This window comes from Coriobacteriaceae bacterium (genome assembly GCA_025993015.1).
Classification (GTDB): Bacteria; Actinomycetota; Coriobacteriia; order Coriobacteriales; family Coriobacteriaceae; genus Collinsella.
This window is the reverse complement of record DAJPFV010000001.1, coordinates 1104021-1122852: the sequence shown is the minus strand read 5'-3', so window position 1 is coordinate 1122852 and position 18832 is coordinate 1104021. Positions and strand designations below refer to the sequence as shown.

Annotated in this window: 19 protein-coding genes; 8 read left to right on the top strand and 11 right to left on the bottom strand. The window is 56.7% G+C overall.

Annotated features, from left to right (window positions below; genetic code table 11):
• Positions 1-133 precede the first annotated feature (133 nt).
• Together OIL77_04815 and OIL77_04810 are read left to right on the top strand one after the other, a co-directional pair.
• Positions 134-1189: a WYL domain-containing protein gene (locus tag OIL77_04815; protein HJI44737.1), complete on the top strand. Its 1056-nt coding sequence runs from the start codon at positions 134-136 to the stop codon at positions 1187-1189.
• Complete coding sequence (locus tag OIL77_04810; protein HJI44736.1) at positions 1176-2093, top strand: WYL domain-containing protein; 918 nt, start codon at positions 1176-1178, stop codon at positions 2091-2093. Before OIL77_04815 ends, OIL77_04810 begins: the two co-directional genes overlap by 14 nt.
• On the opposite strand, the gene OIL77_04805 is transcribed toward OIL77_04810, so the two are convergent.
• Together OIL77_04805 and OIL77_04800 are read right to left on the bottom strand one after the other, a co-directional pair.
• Positions 2090-4984, bottom strand: a complete 2895-nt coding sequence (locus OIL77_04805; GenBank protein HJI44735.1) for an exonuclease domain-containing protein — start codon at positions 4982-4984, stop codon at positions 2090-2092. The two genes, OIL77_04810 and OIL77_04805, sit on opposite strands and share 4 nt — an antisense overlap.
• Positions 4978-5943, bottom strand: coding sequence for a D-alanine--D-alanine ligase (locus tag OIL77_04800; GenBank protein HJI44734.1), 966 nt, complete (start codon positions 5941-5943; stop codon positions 4978-4980). The genes OIL77_04805 and OIL77_04800 overlap by 7 nt, the downstream gene beginning before the upstream one ends.
• Positions 5944-6028: 85 nt before the next feature.
• Between OIL77_04800 and rlmN the strand changes: the two genes are divergently transcribed.
• Entirely contained in the window at positions 6029-7081 is a 1053-nt protein-coding gene (rlmN, locus tag OIL77_04795; protein HJI44733.1) for a 23S rRNA (adenine(2503)-C(2))-methyltransferase RlmN, read from the top strand.
• A 192-nt stretch (positions 7082-7273) separates the two neighbouring features.
• On the opposite strand, the gene OIL77_04790 is transcribed toward rlmN, so the two are convergent.
• From OIL77_04790 to rpmH, 9 genes are all read right to left on the bottom strand, one after another.
• Complete coding sequence (locus OIL77_04790; GenBank protein HJI44732.1) at positions 7274-7528, bottom strand: hypothetical protein; 255 nt, start codon at positions 7526-7528, stop codon at positions 7274-7276.
• Positions 7518-8423 carry a ParB/RepB/Spo0J family partition protein gene (locus tag OIL77_04785; GenBank protein HJI44731.1) on the bottom strand — a complete coding sequence of 302 codons (906 nt, stop codon included), beginning with the start codon at positions 8421-8423 and terminating at the stop codon, positions 7518-7520. The genes OIL77_04790 and OIL77_04785 overlap by 11 nt, the downstream gene beginning before the upstream one ends.
• Positions 8416-9216 carry an AAA family ATPase gene (locus tag OIL77_04780; protein ID HJI44730.1) on the bottom strand — a complete coding sequence of 267 codons (801 nt, stop codon included), beginning with the start codon at positions 9214-9216 and terminating at the stop codon, positions 8416-8418. The genes OIL77_04785 and OIL77_04780 overlap by 8 nt, the downstream gene beginning before the upstream one ends.
• A 133-nt stretch (positions 9217-9349) precedes the next feature.
• Complete coding sequence (gene rsmG / locus OIL77_04775) at positions 9350-10081, bottom strand: 16S rRNA (guanine(527)-N(7))-methyltransferase RsmG (GenBank protein ID HJI44729.1); 732 nt, start codon at positions 10079-10081, stop codon at positions 9350-9352.
• 101 nt (positions 10082-10182) lie between these two features.
• Positions 10183-10752, bottom strand: coding sequence for a KH domain-containing protein (locus OIL77_04770; protein ID HJI44728.1), 570 nt, complete (start codon positions 10750-10752; stop codon positions 10183-10185).
• A gap of 44 nt (positions 10753-10796) precedes the next feature.
• Entirely contained in the window at positions 10797-11567 is a 771-nt protein-coding gene (locus OIL77_04765; GenBank protein ID HJI44727.1) for a YidC/Oxa1 family membrane protein insertase, read from the bottom strand.
• A gap of 29 nt (positions 11568-11596) precedes the next feature.
• Complete coding sequence (yidD, locus tag OIL77_04760) at positions 11597-11821, bottom strand: membrane protein insertion efficiency factor YidD (GenBank protein HJI44726.1); 225 nt, start codon at positions 11819-11821, stop codon at positions 11597-11599.
• Positions 11818-12156 carry a ribonuclease P protein component gene (gene rnpA / locus OIL77_04755; protein ID HJI44725.1) on the bottom strand — a complete coding sequence of 113 codons (339 nt, stop codon included), beginning with the start codon at positions 12154-12156 and terminating at the stop codon, positions 11818-11820. The genes yidD and rnpA overlap by 4 nt, the downstream gene beginning before the upstream one ends.
• 20 nt (positions 12157-12176) lie before the next feature.
• Positions 12177-12311, bottom strand: coding sequence for a 50S ribosomal protein L34 (rpmH, locus tag OIL77_04750; protein HJI44724.1), 135 nt, complete (start codon positions 12309-12311; stop codon positions 12177-12179).
• 345 nt (positions 12312-12656) lie between these two features.
• Between rpmH and OIL77_04745 the strand changes: the two genes are divergently transcribed.
• The 5 genes from OIL77_04745 to OIL77_04725 all read left to right on the top strand — a co-directional run bounded on the left by OIL77_04745 (position 12657) and on the right by OIL77_04725 (position 18739).
• The gene (locus OIL77_04745; protein ID HJI44723.1) at positions 12657-14009 is read left to right on the top strand and encodes an ATP-binding protein; all 1353 of its coding nucleotides are present in this window, start codon (positions 12657-12659) and stop codon (positions 14007-14009) included.
• A 15-nt stretch (positions 14010-14024) separates the two neighbouring features.
• Complete coding sequence (locus tag OIL77_04740; GenBank protein ID HJI44722.1) at positions 14025-15731, top strand: DnaA/Hda family protein; 1707 nt, start codon at positions 14025-14027, stop codon at positions 15729-15731.
• A 238-nt stretch (positions 15732-15969) separates the two neighbouring features.
• Positions 15970-17073: a DNA polymerase III subunit beta gene (dnaN, locus tag OIL77_04735; GenBank protein ID HJI44721.1), complete on the top strand. Its 1104-nt coding sequence runs from the start codon at positions 15970-15972 to the stop codon at positions 17071-17073.
• Positions 17074-17082: 9 nt separating this feature from the next.
• Positions 17083-18189, top strand: coding sequence for a DNA replication and repair protein RecF (gene recF, locus OIL77_04730; protein ID HJI44720.1), 1107 nt, complete (start codon positions 17083-17085; stop codon positions 18187-18189).
• Positions 18176-18739, top strand: coding sequence for a DUF721 domain-containing protein (locus OIL77_04725; protein ID HJI44719.1), 564 nt, complete (start codon positions 18176-18178; stop codon positions 18737-18739). Before recF ends, OIL77_04725 begins: the two co-directional genes overlap by 14 nt.
• Positions 18740-18832: the final 93 nt, after the last annotated feature.

The following is an 18832-nucleotide window of genomic DNA, read 5'->3' as shown; positions in this document are numbered from 1 at the left end:
GCCCAATGCATGCACATTAGAACCGTATATAGTCGAAAGTATACCCCGAGCGGGCGCAAACGGCCGAATTCTGGACATCTTAACGCCCCAAGCGGACAAGGATATAGCCTAATCTCCATATCGGACTAAAATCATGGCATCAGACACCTTCCCATGCGAGGATTCTATGACGGCAAGCGATACAACCGTAACGAATAAAAAGGGGGCGCCGGAGCCCGGTTTCGACAAGACCGCCCAGCGTATCCTCAATCTGTTCTTTGTCCTTAACAGCTCTCCCGAGCCATTGACCACAGAGCAAATTGTTCTGGATTCCGATCTTGGCTACGGGTCGGGCAATATCGACTCGGATAAACGCAAGTTTCGCCGCGATCGCGAAAAACTCCTCGAACGCGGAATCACGATCAAGGAAGTCCGCGCAACAGGAGCACAAGAAACCGAAGAAAGCGCGTGGACCATCGATCGCGAGCACACGTTTGCGGCCGGTGGCCTCATCACCGCAGACGACGCGGACATCTTGCTCGACGCTATCGACCAGACCCTTGCGACCGGCTCGGCCGCGTTTGCCACGCCGCTTGCAGACATACGCTCCAAGATCGCCTACCTCACCGGCGCATCGACGGCAGAAGAGCCGCCCGCCCGTCGCTCGCCCGCCGTCGATGCTGTGTGGAGCGCTTTTGCCGAACGCTGCGCACTGCGCTTTTTGTATCAAAGCGGGCACGGAGAGCAAAGAGAGCGCACTGTCTGCGTATACGGCATGTTCGAGCACGAGGGCGTGGCGTATTTTTGCGGACTCGACAACGCCACCGATGAAATCAGGACGTTTCGCTGCGACCGTATCGTTCGCGCATGGCGCCCCTCGAAGGCCTACTCCATCCCCGCCGACTTCAACCTGAACGATCGCCTGTTCTTTGAGTTTGATTTTGCCGATTGCAAGCCCGTTATGGCGACCTTTTCGTTTGCCCCGCAAGCCCAGGCCGACATGGTCAGCGGCCTTACGCGCGGTCGCGGAGAGCTCACACGCACCGAAGAGGGTTGGACATGGACCGTCGACGTGCGCGACCTTGATGCCGCTGCCACGTTTTGCATGGAGCACGCCATGGACGGCATGAGACCCGTTGCCCCCGATGCACTCAAACTGGCGTGGAACCACCTCATCGAAAGGACGGTGCACGAGCATGCCCGCGCGTAAACTCACCAGCGAGCAAAGGCTCTCGCGTGCGATTGACATCATGGAGGCCCTCTACGCTGCCGGCGAGACCGGTATGACACGAGGGGATATCTGCAGCCGTTTTGATATCACGGGTGCGGCACTCGACGAAATTATCGATATCATCTCGACCCTCGCCGACCGTGAGTCGGGCGCACGCATCATCTGCGAACGCCACGGCGAGTGCATCATCCTGACAGGCGATGCGGGGCGCGTGCTACCTTTGCGCCTGAGTGCCGCCGAAGGCGCCGTACTCAACCACGAGCTCGAATCGATGGGGATCGACTCTCGGGCAGCGGAGCGCATCCGGCATGCCCTCCTACCCGAGGAGCTCGGCTACAACCAGCGCGTCGTCGACACCGTTGCCCGAGGATCGCACTGGCAACAGCTGAACTGCGCGATTCAAGACGGCGTTCGATGCCGCATCACCTACCGCTCGATGGACGACGCACAGCCGCGCGAGCGCCTCATCGACCCCTTGCGCATCACGACACATGGCGATCAAACCTACCTGATTGCCTGGGATGTCGAAGTTGATGGGCAGCGCTCCTACCGCATGGACAAAATCGAGGACCTTGCCCTCACCGACGATTCCGTGGAGCACCACGCGCCCGCTTCCGTGTCCCTCCACGAATCCCTTTCCCGGGCGGAGCAGAGCGCGAAACTCCTCATGCCGCTCGACATGGCGGAGCGCCTAGATTGGGCCGGCATCATGTCGATTGAGCCAAACGGGGCAGACATGGCAACGGTGACCGTGCGTTATGGGTCAGAGCACTGGCTGTTCTGTCAGGTAATCGCAGCGGGCGGAGCCATCCGCATACTGGATGACCCCGCCTCGGCAAAGCGTCTATGCGATATGGCGAAGAGCCTGACCTGCCCGGTTTAACGGCGCCGCTCGTGGCGTGCACGCCACAGCTGTAAATAATGACCGATCTGCGCCGACTCGATACGCTGGTAGGAAGTCGTGGGCAGCGACGTCAAGAACTTCTTGCCGTAGCCCTTTGTCACCAAGCGCGGATCTGCCAAGATGAGCACGCCGCAATCAGTCGACGAGCGGATGAGACGGCCGGCGGCCTGCTTGACTTCGAGTACCGCCTCGGGCAGTGAGTAGCGCGCCCAGGCGCGGTCCTCGCGCAGGTTGCGCTCACACGAAAGAGGATCCGTGGGGCTCGAGAACGGCAGCTTGGGGATAATGACGCAACGCAGTGTCTCGCCGCTGGCGTCAAAGCCCTCCCAAAAGGCCTTGAGCGCAAAGAGCGATGAAGTCGGCTCGTTGATAAACCGATCGCGCAGACGACGTGGGGACGAGTTGCGCTGTTGGCAATTGAGCTCCAGGCCCGCTCGCGCCAATTTGGGCTCGACACGGGCATACAGATCCTCCATGTCGCGCCTGTTAGTGAAGAGCGTGAGCACCGATCCGCCCATGGCGAGATGGGCATCGACCAGCACACGCTCGAGTGCTGACAGATAGCGCTCACGATCGCGCGGATCGGGAATGTCCCCCGCCACGACCACGGCCATATTCGAGTCAAAGTCATAGCTCGAATCCAGGTGCAGCGATGAGGATGTCGACGCACCGATGCGATCGAGGCCGACGGCATGGTTGAAATGCTCAAAGCTCTTGGACACCGTCATGGTCGCCGAAGCGAAGATGGCCGTGTGCACCTCAGGCAGCCACTCGTTCGCCAGGGCCTCGCCGATATCGATGCGCTCGGCGGTCATAGACTCCCCGCCCGCGCGCAGCCGACGGTTCACCTGCAGCGAGTACACATAGTGCTCATCCGTACCCCCAATGATGAGCTTGAGATTCTCGGCCAGTTCGTGCAGACGGCGCGAAATGTCGCCCAGGTCGACGACGACCTCGGGCTTATCGGCAGCGACGGCTTGCACCAGCGCGTCTACGCTTTTATCCGCCTGGTCCAGCGCATCAATTGCGGTATGGGCCGACTGCAGAAAATCGTGCCAGTCATCAGACTCGCGCAGCTCGGGGCCAATCCACAGATTCGCGTTGTCGTAGCCCCCGCGGGCACGGCGGCCAAGCTCGCGCACACCATCGAACACATCGGCAATCGCCATGCTCGCGCGGGCAACCGTCGACGTCGCTTTGGCGGTGAGTCCCAGGTAGAGCGTAGAGCCCTCGGAAGTGGCCAGATCGCGGGAAACCTGACTCAGCGCGCCGGCACTCGACCCACCCAAGCGCTCAAACAGTACGCGCGACTCATCTGCCGAAACCACGCGCGCCCATTGGCGACGAGCTTCACGCTCGATGGAATGGGCCTCGTCGACCACCCAGTGACGAATTGGAGGCAAGATCCTTCCCTCGGCGGCCACGTTGCGGAACAGCAGAGAATGGTTGGTGACCACCACGTCGGCATGTGCCGCACGGCGGCGCGCCCCGTGGACCAGGCATTTGTCAGGGAAGAACGGACACAGACGACGAGCACACTCGCGCGAAGCCGTCGTAAAGTCGGGACGGTTGACGCTGCGCCAGCGAATGCCGAGCGAATCGAGGTCGCCATCGGCAGATTGGCACACATACGCCATGATCACCGCAACCGCCGTGAGCGTGTCGGCAGGATCGCGCTTGGTGGTTATCTCGACCTGACTACGGCTCATGCGTTCGAGTTTGCGCAGGCACGGATAGTGATCATAGCCCTTGAGTGCACAAAATGACAGGCCGCCGTCCAGCTGTTCGGCGAGTTTTGGCAGCTCGTGGTACATAAGTTGGTCGGCAAGATTATTCGATTTGGTCGCAATGCCAACGGTGATGTTGTTTCGGCGAGCGGCCTCGGCAAAGGGAACGAGATACGCCATCGACTTACCGACGCCCGTGCCCGCCTCGATCACGCGATGGGTACCCGTGACCAGCGCATCGCGCACCTCAACCGCCATCGCGATCTGCTCGTCGCGCGGCTCATAGGTGGGGTACATACGATTGACCAGGCCGCCGGGGGCGTAATCTGCCTCGATCTCTTCACGGCTCGGCATCTTAAGGACCGACAGCTCGTCCGCATCAACGCGATCGTCCGCGCGATCGGCCTTGAGCACATCGGCACGAGCGGCGCTGAGTGAAAATATCGAACCCGGGTTCTGGCCAGCCAAAAAAGAAAAAATGGGGCGATAGGACCAAGGCACGTCCGCGTGCATGTCCGCCAAGCGCGCCATAAGGCCCGAAGGCAGGTCGGTAAGTGCGACCAACAGCACGCGCCACACACCGCACAGGGCATCAACGTCTGCGTTCGCACGGTGCGATACTGAATCGCACCCAAACAAGTCGGCCATAAAGGACAGTTTGTGCGATATCAGGCGCGGAAGCGCAATGCGCGATAGCGCCAGCGAATCGATCCAGATATCGCTCACGTTGACACCGCCTTTGACCGATTCGATAAACGACCGGTCAAACGTGGCGTTATGTGCGATAACAGGACAGCCGCCCACAAAATCGGCGAGTGCCGCGACGGCCTCGACGGCCGACGGGGCATCTGCCACATCGGCGTTCGTAATACTCGTGAGCTCGGTAATCTCTGCAGGAATCAGCTGCTTGGGATGCACGAACGTATCGAAGCGGTCAATGACCTCGCGGCCCGAAAGACGGGCCGCGGAAATCTCAATTAACTCGTTGTCCTGCACCGAAAGACCCGTGGTCTCGGTATCGAGGACGATTACATCCTCCTCGATGAGGCCAAACGACTGCGTCTTGGCGCGCTCGGCGAGCGTGGCGTAAGAATCGATGACAAACTGCGGCGTTCCAGGAGATACGGCGTCCTCAATTAGCATGCAACGCCTGCTCGACGGAGACCCATACGGATCAGGCTGTCGCACACTTGCGGGAACGTCATGTCGTCGGTATGGCGAATCTCGTCAGGATACAGCGACGTATCGGTCATGCCGGGAATGGTGTTGGTCTCGAGAATGACAGGGCCGTCCTCGCTCACGATAAAATCGCTGCGCGAAATGCCCAGACAGCCGAGGGCCTTATGGGCCGCACAGGCAAGTTCCTGGGCACGCGCATAGTTTTCGGGCGAAATCTGCGCCGGAATGCGGTGGATATCCGTGGGATCGACGTACTTTACATCCAGGTCGTAGAACTCGCAGTCCTCAGGCTTGCGAATCTCCACAATCGGCAGCGCGCGCACGTCGTCCTCGCCATATACGCCCACGGTGATCTCGGTTCCCTCGATGCACTTTTCGACCAGCACCTTATCGCCGTACTCAAAAGCCTTGGCGATTGCCGCCGGCAACTCGGAGGGCTCGTGTACAAGCGAAATGCCGTAGCTAGAGCCGTTGACGGCGGGCTTTACAAAGCAACGCTCGCCACAAATCTCGACGATACGATCGATATCGATCTCGTCGCCCGCCTCAAGTGCCAGGCCAGGGGCAATGGGGATGCCCGCCTTGGCATACAGAAGCTTTGAAACCTCCTTATCGGCGCCACATGCGCTGGCGAGCACGCCCGACGCCGTGTAGGGGATACCCAGCGTCTCCATGGCCCCCTGCATGGCGCCATCCTCGCCGCCGGCGCCGTGCATGGCAATAAACGCCACGTCGAAGCCGCCCGTCGCCATGGTCACCATAAAGTCATCGGCGGCGGTATCGAGCAGCTCCACCGAGGTGTAGCCAGCCTCCTTCAGTGCCACCACGACATTCTTTCCCGAATTGAGCGAAATCTCGCGTTCGGCGGAATGGCCGCCCGCCAAGACCGCTACGTGCATGTTCTCTAGGCTTTTACCCGGCATGGGCAGACTCCTCCTCTATAATTCCTGCAGCTGATACCATATTGTAGCGATACCCTCAACGTTTCCCCAAAATCGAAAGGCTTCCATGAATCCCAGGACTAAATCTCAAGACATTCGCGACTTGAGCCAAAACGATATTCGTGAACTTGTCGCCGAACTCGGCCAACCCGCTTTTCGCGCAAAGCAGCTCATCGAATGGGTTTTTGAGAAGAACGTTTGTTCGTTTGATGATATGACCAACCTTCCCAAGGCCTTCCGCGAGCAGCTGAAGGAGGCATTTGCCTTCGACACGCCGACCGAGCTCGCCAAACAGGTGTCTAAGGATGGCTCTCGTAAATACCTACTCGAGTACCACGACGGCATCTCCGTCGAGACCGTCGGCATGCCTCGTCGAAACAAGCTGTCTGTCTGTGTATCCACCCAAGCCGGCTGTGGCATGGGCTGCGCTTTTTGCGCTACCGGCCTGAACGGCCTCAAGCGTTCGCTGACCGCTCAGGAAATCGTTGACCAGGTACTCCATGTTTCTAACGACTTTGGTGAGCGCGCGACGAGCGTAGTGTTCATGGGTCAGGGTGAGCCTTTCGCCAACTACGACGAGGTCCTCAAGGCGCTGCGCATTCTTAATGACCCTGACGGTATCGGTATTGGAGCGCGCCACCTCACTGTCTCCACCAGCGGCGTTATTCCTGGTATTCGTAAGTTTGCAGACATTCCTGAGCAGTTCACGCTCGCTGTCTCGCTGCACTCTGCCATTCAATCCACCCGCAATAAACTCATGCCGGGCGTTAAGAAGTACACACTTCTGCGCCTTCACGAGGCTCTTCAGCTCTACACCGAAAAGACCGGCCGCCGACCGACGTACGAATATGCCATGATCGAAGGCGTCAATGACACCAACCCCGAGATGCAGGCGCTCTGCGACTTCTGCGAGGGCACGCTGTGCCACGTCAACCTGATCCAGCTCAACGATATCGAGGGCAGCCCTCTCAAGCCCTCGCCGATTCATAAGGTTGAAGACCTTCAGCGTCGTCTTGAGTCCCGTGGTATTGAGACCACCATCCGTAACTCTCGCGGCAACGATATCGACGCTGCTTGCGGCCAACTCAAGCAGCGCTTCAAGGTTCAGAAAAACGCGTAGGAAAGACCAACCTAAACGTTTCATGTGAAACATCGAACAGCCCCGGTTGCTTAATTGCAACCGGGGCTGTTTCATATCTATCACTAATTTGCATCGCGCGATTGTTCGACAACTTTTTCGCAAGAAATAAGGGGTCCCTGTTCTGGCATTCAGACAAGAACCCCTTCAAAAAGGCTAGTAATTGTTAGGTACCTAAAAGCCTACATTTTCCCATTGATGATTAACCCAATCTTGATTAATCTTGGGATTCTTAGTTACCTGAGCTGTACGCATAGCGACATCCTCGGTCATAACGTCCATTTTCTTTTTGGATGTATCGACGATATCCTGCGCCCCGCGAAGCAGACGACCACGCAATTCATCATCTGTTGCGACCTTAAATCCCACAAATGCGCCGACCGCTACAGTTGCAGCCAAAGCAAGAGCAGCCAGAACTTTATTCTTCATCCTGGCCTCCCTGATCAAATTGAATCATTTCACCAAGAATTCGAGACAGTTCTTCCTCATCCTTAAACTCAATCTCGATTTTATTCTTGCCGCGCGAGCTCTTAACGCGAACGTTCGTGTTAAACACCTGACGCAGAACGCGTGCAGCCTTCTTAAAAGACTGAGGCGTTGCAGGGCGAGGTGTCTTAGGCGTCTCTCCGGCAGAAAACAATGGAGCAAGATTTTCTGTCGCGCGGACAGACAATCCCTCGGCAACAACCTTCTCAGCAAGCTTAATGCGCGCTTCTTCATACGGAACCGCAAGAATTGCACGAGCATGACCAGCGGTGAGCTTGCCTTCGAAAATCATCTGCTGAACTACCTCTGGAAGATCAAGCAAGCGCAACGAATTGGTGATTGCAGAACGAGACTTGCTGACAGCCTTTGACAAGGCTTCTTGAGTCATACCGCTCGAATCGATGAGCTGTCGATATCCCTTAGCCTCTTCGACGGGGTTGAGGTCTGAGCGCTGAAGGTTTTCGATTAGCGCGAGTGCAAGCATCTCCTCATCATCAACGTCTTTAATGATAACGGGAAGTTCTTCAAGACCAGCAAGCTTTGAAGCCTGATAGCGACGTTCACCAGCAATAATTTCATAGCCATTACCGTGCTTACGCACAAGAAGCGGCTGCAAAACGCCATGTTCCTGGATTGACTCACCCAACTCCCGAAGTTCTGTCTCATTGAAATGAATTCGTGGCTGATTTGGGTTCGGAACGATATCCTCAATCGGAAGTTTAGTTTCCGAAGCAGCATTTGATGCTGACGTTGCAGATCCACCAGTCTCATATTCAGCTTCCGAGACCAGTGCATTGAGTCCACGACCCAAGCCGCCGCGCTTCTTAGGGCTAGGCACGTTTAATCACCTCTTTAGCAAGGTTCATATACGCCTTTGCGCCCTTATTCTGTGGCGCATAGGTAATTACAGGCTCACCGAACGACGGTGCTTCTGAAATTTTAACGGTACGTGGAATCAAAGTCTTGAACGCCTTGTCGCCAAAATACGATTGAACCTCTTCGACAACCTGGTTCGAAAGCGATGTGCGCGAATCGTACATAGTCATAAGCACGCCATAAGTACCAAGGCTCTTATTTAGGCGTGTCTTAACCATCTTCATCGATTCAAGCAGTTTTGTGACACCTTCGAGTGCGTAATATTCGCACTGTATCGGAATCAAAACGCTGTCTGCCGCTGTCAACGCATTAATCGTTAGCAAACCCAGTGAAGGCGGGCAATCGATAAAGATGAAGTCAAACTCATCCTGAATTGGTTCAAGCAGATCCTTTAAGCGAGTTTCACGTGCAATCGCACTGACGAGCTCGATTTCAGCGCCTGCAAGCTGGATGGTAGCTGGAATTACGAATACCTTTTTGCAATTCGTATCAAGAACAAGTGATTCGGCCGGCACATCATTCAACAATGCATCGTAGATGCAGTGATCGAGTTCTTCTTTTTCGATTCCAAAACCACTCGTACTATTACCCTGTGGGTCAAAATCAACAATGAGCGTCTTTCGTCCCTGTTCACCCAACGCTGCTGCAAGGTTTACAGCTGTGGTGGACTTACCTACGCCGCCTTTTTGGTTGATGATAGCAATGATACGCGTGTCTTTTGCGCTCTTAGAACGCTTAACGTCGCGAAATCCCACGGTCCCTCCTGGTGTATTTAAAGCTGTTAAACGGAGGATGTTTCACGTGAAACAATCCGATTCGATATCGACTATTATGTTTCACGTGAAACATAACGACTCGACACTATCCATTATGTTTCACGTGAAACATCTAGGCAAGCGGATTCTTCTTCGCCATGCCATTAGCACGAGGAAGAGAAACGGATGACGGACGAGACTTTTTTAAAATTATGAACTCACGATGACCCAAGTCATTTGGCAAATTCAAATCATCCGTCAGAAGCGTGGTATACCCGCATATCTTAGCAGCAGCCATGCCAGACTGAAGTTCATCGTCCGACGGGTTCCCCTTAGTAATGACAAAGAAGCCTCCATCTTTTAAGAAAGGAGAAGCGTACTCAACGAGAACTGGTAACGGTGCAAGCGCGCGAGCAGTAACGACAGCAAATTGTTTCTTATGGGATCGGGCATATTCCTCAAGACGATCGTGAACGGCATGAGCATGCTTAAGGCCAAGCTCCTTAACAAAGGAATTAACGGCATCAACCTTCTTGCCAACCGAATCGATATAGGTAGCCTTTCGTCCGCTTGCAATAGTCAGCGGAATACCGGGGAAGCCAGCACCGGTACCCATATCCAGCAAAGCGCCTTCAGGAGCTTTATTAATATAGGGAAGCAGAACAAGTGAGTCAAGAATATGGAGGATAGCAGCATCATCGACATTTAGGATGCGTGTTAAATTAGTACTCTTATTGGCTTCCAGAACAAGATCAAGATGCTGGATACAGACACGAAGACTATCGTCGGAGACCTTCAAAGAATAGTCTTTACAATACGATATGAGACGGGACAGCATCAGGCTTGCCTGCTCATTAGTTAACACAAACAAGACGACTCCTTTCTGACAAAAAACAGTGTATCGAGAACTTTTGACAAAAAAAGGGGACGTGGAAACCACGTCCCCTTAGCATAGACTCGAGAAGCTTATCGAGCAACAATCACAACATGGCGATCGGGATCAGAGCCCTCAGAATGCGTGTCGACAGCATCGTTACCACGAAGGGCAATATGAACCAGTCGACGTTCATAGGCATTCATAGGCGGCAGCGAAACACTCTTATGAGTGCGAATAGCGCGCTCGGCGGCGGACTGTGCCATAGAGGCAACCTTGTCCTGTCGACGGCTCTTATAGCCCTCGACGTCAACGACGACCGGATACCTAAAGCCAAGCTTGCGGCTCACCAGCAGCGAAAACATAACCTGAAGAGCATCTAGGGTACGTCCATGACGACCAATAAGAACAGCAAGATCCGGAGCGGTTACGTCCAGAATCAACTCGCCCTCATCGCCTTCATACTCATCGATGGGAGAGTTCGCCGCATCGAAGTGCGAAAGGATGGAACGCAGAATGGAAATAGCAACATCGGCAATGGTGTCGAGCTCCTCATCGGTCAGCTCTTCACCAGCCTTGTAACGCTGTGCAATCTCGGGATAATCGCCCGCGACCTGCGGGGCAACCTCCTCAAGCATATCCTCGACGATCTCTTCAGACATAACGAACTCCAAAAGTTAGGTACCTAAATAAGAATACTATCCCACTACTTTTTCTTGTGCGGGCGCGGCTTCTTCTCGCGACGAGTAACCTCGACTTGCAGCGGGGCGTTCTTAAGACGTTCCTCTTCATCGGCCTTGGCTTTATCGATAACCTTCTGCGTCACGAAGATCTGCTGGATAACCTGCCAGGCAGAAGACACATCGTAGTACAGCAGAACGCCGACGGGCAGGCTCCAGCCCATCCAAAGCATCATGACGGTCATGACAACAGCCATCATACGCATGCTCTGGGCCTGCTGACCGGTCTGATTGCGGGACATATACAGCTGCGGAATCAGGGTCAAGACAGCAAACAGGATCAGGCAGATCAGCGCAGGCAGCGCAACCATAAAGCCATCGGCAAAAGAGGCGCTCGGCGTGGTGGTCAGATCGGGCAGGATGTTAAAGAACGAGAACGTGCCCTCGTTAAAGTACTGCGGCAGGTTGCGCAGAAGCGTGAACAGGGCGATAAGGATGGGCATCTGAATCAGAAGCGGCAGGCAGCCGGCCAGCGGATTGAACTTGTTCTCGCTGTAGAACTTCTGCATCTCCTCGGCCTGACGCTGGGGGTCGTCGGCGTAGCGCTCCTGGATCTCGAGCATCTTGGGCTGAAGCACCTGCATGCGCGCCGTCGACTTTGTCGACTTGAGCATGAGTGGCGTCAGCAGCAGACGGATGATGACCACCAGGATGATGATGGACAGGCCCCAGTCGACCGCAAAGGTCTGGATGAGCTTGAGCAGCTCGAAAAGGATGTTAACGATCCAATCCCACATGTAAGTTTTCCTCCGATAGCGAGTGCCAACTAGGGCACAGGGTCATAACCGCCGACGTGCAGGGGATTGCAGCGAGCGATGCGCCTCACGGCAAGCCAGCAGCCTCTCAAAACACCGTACTTCTCAATCGCCTGAACGGCATATTGCGAGCACGTTGGGTAATAAATGCAGGCGTCAGGTAATAAGGGCGAAATAACCTGTTGGTATATGCGAATAGGAGCGATGGCAACACGTCGCAAAACGTGATTGCTCATCGCTCCTCCCCGGCAACGCCGGCGCGTTTCATAAGCGAACGCAATGCCTTGTCCATCTCCTGCGGCGAGGAGATCCTCGTCTTGGGAGTCGCGAACAAGATGATGTCATAACCCGCAACGGGAAATCCGCAGCTGCGGGCGGCCTCGCGCATCACACGCTTAGAACGGTTGCGCACAACTGCACAACCGAGCCGTTTAGCACCAACGAAGGCGACCCTTCCGGAGTCGCCTTCGCCAACCGATTCACATATGGTCATTCGAATCAGAGGGTGATTGAAACGACGCCCCTGACTGAACACATGCTCGAAATCTTGCCGAGACTTAATAGTCTTCATGCGAGATGTGTGTATCGCTGCTAGACAGTGAGACGCTTGCGGCCCTTGGCGCGACGACGGGCGAGCACGGCACGACCACCCTTGGTGGCCATACGGGCACGGAAGCCATGGGTCTTGGCACGCTTACGCTTATTAGGCTGATACGTACGCTTCATCTTAAGTTCCTCCTGCTGCATTTCGAGTGTCCGCGGGAGCGCGGACGCAGATATAGACACGTGAGCTTGAAGATTGTAGGGAAATCAATGTTCAAATGTCAAGAAATCAAAGGTAAAAGGTTGCGTAGTTCACACGGTTCCCCCATAAGCCCAACTGAAATTTGCAGGGTGCGGCAACTTTTCACGATATTTCACCAAGTTTTCAACAGGTCATGTTGGCAATGTTAAGAACTTTTCGCCCGTTTTCCAAAGTTTTCAACAGGTTTTGAAAAGTTGTCGAAAGATGAGAAACATTGCACGGTGAGCTACTATTTGTTCGAAACCTTATGAAAGATTGCGAGCAGCATGTCTGACGACTTTTACACCATGGTCGATTCCGGAGACCCGGCACCTGACAACGAGCACATCACCGGCGTGCGCGAAAAGCGCGGCCAGGAAGAGCAGGCCGCTGCGAAAGCGCAGGGTGCCATGTATGCGGCACGCATCGCGGTCTATGACGACATGCTGTCGACGCCGCGCGTCATCGTCATCGAACCGAAGGACGTGCGCACCTATCTGGAAGAGACAACCAACACCGTCTACCAGTGCATGAAAGAGCAGGGCGGGCACATCTCGCTCATGGTTATCCGCGAGATTGTCGAAAACTTTATCCACGCCCACTTTGCAGAGCCCATCATCTCGATCCTAGACGGCGGCGACACCATCCGATTCGCAGACCAGGGACCGGGGATCGACGACAAGGAGCGCGCCTTCGACTTTGGCGTTACCAGCGCAAACAGCAACATGAAGCGATACATCCGCGGAACCGGAGCAGGGTTTCCCATGGTGCAGGAGTACTTGGAAAACGCCGGCGGCGCCGTATCCATCGAGGACAACATGGGCAACGGGACCGTGGTCACGGTAAGCCTGAACCCCAAGCGCGTGCAGGAAATCGAGCGAGCCGGAGGGCGGGGCGCCGCCGTGCGCCCCGAGACGGAGCAACCGGCATATCCCCCATCTAGCGCTTTTACACAGCAGCCCATGGCGGCACAGCAGATGCAGCAGCCCATGGCGCACATGCAGCAGCCTGGAGCTTTTCCCGCGCAAGATCCCCAGGCACCGCTGAGCCACACGGCGCAAAACATGCCGGAGGGCATAGGCTCGGCAGATCTGGACACAGGCATCGTGCAGCAGACGGCGGCCATGCCAAACGTCCCGCAAATGGGCTACCAACCGTACCCGCAAGGGTATCCTCCCCAATATATGCCGCAGCAGGAATACGCCCAGCCGTATCCGCAGCAGTATCCTCAGGGGTATCAACAGACGTATCAGCAGATGCCGCAGGGGCAATTTAACCCTTGGGCCCAGCAGATGCCGCCGCAGCCTTACCAACAGTGGCCGCAAAGTTTTCAACAGCAGATGCCACCCATGCAGAGTTCTCAACAACCAGCAGCTCAAATGATGTATCCTAATGCGACGAATCAATACGCACAACCGCAGTCGGACGTGTTTGTAAGCGAACGCGGCAACGCCGCATTAGGGTATCTGGCCCAACATCAAGAGTGCGGCGCAACGGACTTGGCGCGGGCGTTTGGAAACTCCGCACCCACCTGGTCGCGCACGCTCAACGATTTGGCGCAGGCGGGCTTGGTAATCAAACATGGGCAGAAATATCATCTGACCGAAATCGGAAGCGCTCGCGTGCGGGCCCAAGCTTAAGGAACGGGAGAGACAGTGGACGAGGAAGCAAGCATCATCCTGGGGGATGCCATCGCCTTTTGTCAGCGCGACGGCCAAGATGCGCGCCTCATCAACATGCTGGGGCAATCGCGCGCCGTGAGCCTGACCGAGGACACCTTGACGATTGAGGCCCCCTCACGATTCGCTATCGCTCAGCTCAAAAAGCATCAGCCGACCATCGAGGCGTACCTGGAAGAGATCGCCTTTGCACCGATTGCGCTCGACATCGTGGCGCCACAGGGCTCCGCGGCAGATAACGCCGCGCCTGCGGCACCCGTCGTCCCCCCAGTGGCGCCAGCTGCCGCCGCGGTGCCAGCTCCCGAGCATCAAACCGGCGATGTTTCCCGTGAAACCATGCCCGCCGTCTCGACGTCGGCAGCCCCCATGCCCGCTACCACACACATGCCTATCGCGCACGACGCAACACCGGGCGAGGATTCGGGCATCGCAATCAAAAACACGCTTTCGGCCGACGATTTCCGCCGCATGATGAACCAGATGAAAGGCGGGGCGCCTGCAAAGAGTGCAAAACCAGCCTCCACATCGCCCATGAGCGTCCCCGCAGCTGTGGCACCGGTCGAGCAGAACCCCGATGGCGCGCCGCTCGCGGCCAACTCAAAATTCACCTTCGAAAACTTTGTCTACGGCCCCGAAAACAGCCATGCCTATCGCTCGGCGCTCAAGTTTGCCGCGCTCGCGGACGAACGCGGCACATGCACATCCCTGTTCATCTACGGCAAATCGGGGCTGGGCAAGACCCATCTGCTGCTCGCCATCAAAAACGAGCTCGCCGAAAAGTCGCCCGAGATCAAGGTGAAGTACGCCAACTCACAGGCATACCTCGATGACCTGATGACGGAGTTCGACCGCCAAAAGAAGAGCAACGCCCCCATCATGCAGGCATACCACGGCGTGGACGTGCTCATTATCGACGACATTCAAAACATCATCGGCAAGCGCGCGAGCGTGGACTACTTTTTCCAGCTCATGGACGAGTTTATCCGCAATAACAAAAAAGTCGTCATCGCAGCCGACCGCGCACCCAAAGACCTGAGCATGGACGAACGCCTGACCAGCCGCTTTAACGCCGGCATGCTCTGTTTAGTGGCAGAGCCCAGCTACGAGATGAAATACAAGATCTTGCAGCGCTACTACGAGAACACGATAGCCGCCGCACCCGAGGCGGGTGATGACTCGCTGTTGGCGGCCTACGGTGGCGATGGCGGGCATCTGACCGACGAGCACTTTAAGCACATGGCGGAGGTGTCGGGAACCAACATTCGCGAACTCGAAAGCTTTTGTGAACGCTGCGCAGGCGAGGCGGGAGACCGCGAACGTGAGGGCAGCGAGCTCAGCTTCGACGACATCGACGCCATCGCAAGCCAATACTTCGATACGTCGGCCAAGAAGATCAACGTGCAGACGGTCCAGTCTGTCATCGAGGAGCAATACGGCGTGACGCACGAGGAGCTCATCGGCCCGCGCCGCAACGCCAACATTGCCAAAGCCCGCCACATCGCCATCTATCTGGCCATCGAGATGTGTGAGATGACGACTACGGCGGTGGGCGCGGAGTTTGGCAACCGCAACCATTCAACCGTCAGCACGAGCTATAAAAAGGTTCAGAAGATGATTCAGGAAGACCGTACCGTAACCGAGGATCTCAAATCGCTACGAGATAAAATTACACTGCGTTCGTAGGGAAATAGAGACACCTGTTGAAAACTTGTCGAAACGCCGGGCATAACGTGTCTAAAACTCACCCCAAGGCGACGAAAAGTTTTCCGCAGGTTTTGAACGTGGAAAACACGGTCGGTTGCGCACAGGATGCTGTCGATTCTCTTTTTGGGGTTGACCAGCGCTTTTGGGAGTAATCAACAGTTTCGTCAGTGCTATTACTATTATTAAGATATTTATATCTATAGAAAGGTATTAAAAGATGAAGTTCACCGTCAGCCAAAGCTCGCTCACGCAAGCCATCGGCGTCGTTATGAAAGGCGTCGCTTCGGCATCTACCCTTCCCATCCTGTCGGGCGTGCTCGTTAAGGCGCAGGACGGCATCTTGGAATTCCAAACTTCTAACTACACCATCTCGATTCGTCATCGCATTGCCGCGCATGTCGAAGAAGAGGGCGAGATGGTGATTCCCTGCAAGATGCTCTCGAACATTACGAAGACCCTTCCCGACGCTCCGGTTACCTTTGAGCTCTCGGAGCGTCAGGTGCTGATTGGGTGCGAGAAGAGTTCCTTCCGCCTCAACACGCTCGATGCCAACGATTTCCCCGAGTTCCCGGCCTATGCCATCGAGAGCGCGGTGGAGCTCCCGACCGACATCCTGTCCGAGATGGTCGGCCGCGTGTGGCGTGTCACTTCGACCGATAAGGCCCGTCCCATCCTGGGAGGCGTGCACATGAAGGTCGAGAACAACACCGTGCGCCTGGTGGCAACCGACTCCTTCCGCCTGGCCGTATGCGACACCCAGGTCGAGACCTCGACGCTCGAGGGCTCTTTTGAGCTCAACGTTCCGGCCGACGCCTTCAACGACGCCCTGAGCATCATGGCCAGCCAGGCGACCATCATGATCGGCGCCACCGACACCCAGGTCGTCTTTGAGGCCGGCAACACCACCTACGTGTCGCGCCGTATCGAGGGCGTGTACCCCAACTACAAGCAGCTCATCCCCGATTCATGCGTGACGAGCGTCAAGATCGACGTGGCGGCTTTTAATGCCGCCCTTAAGCGCGTGGCGGTCATCGCGAGCGCGAACCCCGCCGTCAAGTTCGAGATCGATGTCGAGAACGGTCAGATGGGCCTGTCCTCCATCTCCAATGACCAGGATCTGGCGCAGGAGACAATCGATGTCGAGGCCGAGGGCGAGTCGGGCACCATCGCCTTTAACTACCACTACATCTTTGGCTGCCTCAATGCCCTGTCCAAGGAGAAGGAGATCACGCTGGAGCTCAAGAGCTACTCGCAGGCGGGTATCTTTAAGTCCTACGACAAGATCAACTACCTGTACCTGGTTATGCCGGTTCGCATCTAGCGCTGTGCCATGACCGTGTTTGCCCGCAACCTTTCCGTCGCGCGCTACCGCAGTTTCGATAGCTACCGTCTTGACCTGGACGAAGGCGTGACGGTGCTTGCGGGGCCCAACGCGGCGGGAAAGACCAACCTCATAGAGGCGCTGCAGCTTTTGACGAGCGGCACCTCGTTTAGGCATCCCACAGCTGCCGAGCTCGTGCACGACGGCACGGGCTCGTGCAAGCTCGAGTTGAGGCTCGAGGGCGATGGCCGCGTGCTCGATATGGGGTTGGGCGTTGAGGACGGCAAGCGCTCGTTTAGCCGTAACGGCAAGAGGTGCTCGGCTGCCGGCGTGCGAGGGGTTATGCCGAGCGTGCTGTTTTGCCCCGATCATCTGGATATGGTCAAGCGCGGTGCCAGCGTGCGCCGCGCCGCCCTCGACGACTTTGGCGTACAACTGAGCGCCCGTTACGCCGACCTGGCGAGCACCTACGGGCGTTGTGTGACGCAGCGCAACGCCCTGCTCAAGGAGACCTGGTGCTGCCGCGAGATGCTCGGTGCGTGGAATGACTCCATCGCCCGCGCCGGGTCAGCCCTGCTCGTGCATCGTTTGGCCCTGCTCGACCGACTGGCGGGCCATGTGCGCGCCGCGTATGGGCAGGTGGCATCCGGTGAGGACGCAGGCGTGTCCTATGTGTCCACGCTGGGGGATTTGCCCCAAGCCGAAGGGCGCGAGGAACTTAAGGGCTGGGCGTACGAGCATATGCTCGCGGCCCTCGATGAGCGTGCCGATGAGGAGATGCGCCGCGGCGTGACGCTCGTGGGTCCGCATCGCGACGAGATTGAGTTTTCCGTCGCGGGCCGATTGGCCCGTTCATTTGCCAGCCAGGGCCAGCAGCGAACGCTGGTGCTTGCCTGGAAGGTGGCAGAAGTGGCCGTGGCGCGCGATATCCTGGGCACCGCGCCACTGCTGCTTTTGGACGACGTGATGAGCGAGCTCGATGCCGGGCGCCGAGGCGCTTTTCTGCAGCTGATCGGTGATGATATCCAGACTGTCATAACCACCACCAATCTGGGGTATTTTACCGATGACCTGCTTGATCGAGCCAAGGTGGTGAGCATGGGTGAGACGTGTTAATTACGAGCGCGAGAACGGAACGGTTGCCTTTGGCGGCTTTTTGGATGCCGAGCGTCAGCGCATCCTGGCCGCCGCGACACCTGAGCGCCGCGCGCAAATGGAGGCTGCAGAGGAATCTCGTGCGGTCTATCGTGCCTGGAATGCGGTGTGCTCGGGCACGCGCGAGGGACGCCACGTGACGGGCCTGCGCTACCTGCCCGAGTCCAATGAGCTGCTGGTGTATCTCGATTCGCCCTCGTGGACTCAGGAGATGACGCTGCTGCGCGAGATCATCCGGGCACGCATGGAGCGGGCCGGCGCGCATGTGGACGGCCTGGTGTTCAAAACGACCGCGCCCGGTCACACGCCGCCGGCTGCCAAGGAGCGCTTGCGCCCAGCCGTGACCGAGCGCCCGCCGGCCCCACACGCCGATCTCAGTGAAGACGAACGCGGCGAGATCGAGCGCCAAGTGGCGCCCATCGAAGATCAAAAACTGCGCGAGGCCCTCGAGAATGCCATGAGAGCCAGTGCCGAGTGGGCCAAGGGCGTGCAAAGCAAGAAAGAGCCTTAAATCGCATCTGGTGGCCTTGTAGAGCCAAATACCCTCGCTCCCGAGGGTATTTTTTTACGATAAACTAGTAAGGCTGTACACATTTTCTTAGCT

Coding starts and splice junctions, on each gene's coding strand:
- rpmH (HJI44724.1), bottom strand. CDS start 12,311: ATGAAGCGTACGTATCAGCCTAATAAGCGTAAGCGTGCCAAGACCCAT.
- OIL77_04800 (HJI44734.1), bottom strand. CDS start 5,943: ATGCCGGGTAAAAGCCTAGAGAACATGCACGTAGCGGTCTTGGCGGGC.
- recF (HJI44720.1), top strand. CDS start 17,083: ATGACCGTGTTTGCCCGCAACCTTTCCGTCGCGCGCTACCGCAGTTTC.
- yidD (HJI44726.1), bottom strand. CDS start 11,821: ATGAGCAATCACGTTTTGCGACGTGTTGCCATCGCTCCTATTCGCATA.
- rnpA (HJI44725.1), bottom strand. CDS start 12,156: ATGAAGACTATTAAGTCTCGGCAAGATTTCGAGCATGTGTTCAGTCAG.
- OIL77_04765 (HJI44727.1), bottom strand. CDS start 11,567: ATGTGGGATTGGATCGTTAACATCCTTTTCGAGCTGCTCAAGCTCATC.
- OIL77_04745 (HJI44723.1), top strand. CDS start 12,657: ATGTCTGACGACTTTTACACCATGGTCGATTCCGGAGACCCGGCACCT.
- dnaN (HJI44721.1), top strand. CDS start 15,970: ATGAAGTTCACCGTCAGCCAAAGCTCGCTCACGCAAGCCATCGGCGTC.
- rlmN (HJI44733.1), top strand. CDS start 6,029: ATGAATCCCAGGACTAAATCTCAAGACATTCGCGACTTGAGCCAAAAC.
- OIL77_04770 (HJI44728.1), bottom strand. CDS start 10,752: ATGTCTGAAGAGATCGTCGAGGATATGCTTGAGGAGGTTGCCCCGCAG.
- OIL77_04790 (HJI44732.1), bottom strand. CDS start 7,528: ATGAAGAATAAAGTTCTGGCTGCTCTTGCTTTGGCTGCAACTGTAGCG.
- OIL77_04815 (HJI44737.1), top strand. CDS start 134: ATGGCATCAGACACCTTCCCATGCGAGGATTCTATGACGGCAAGCGAT.
- OIL77_04810 (HJI44736.1), top strand. CDS start 1,176: ATGCCCGCGCGTAAACTCACCAGCGAGCAAAGGCTCTCGCGTGCGATT.
- OIL77_04805 (HJI44735.1), bottom strand. CDS start 4,984: ATGCTAATTGAGGACGCCGTATCTCCTGGAACGCCGCAGTTTGTCATC.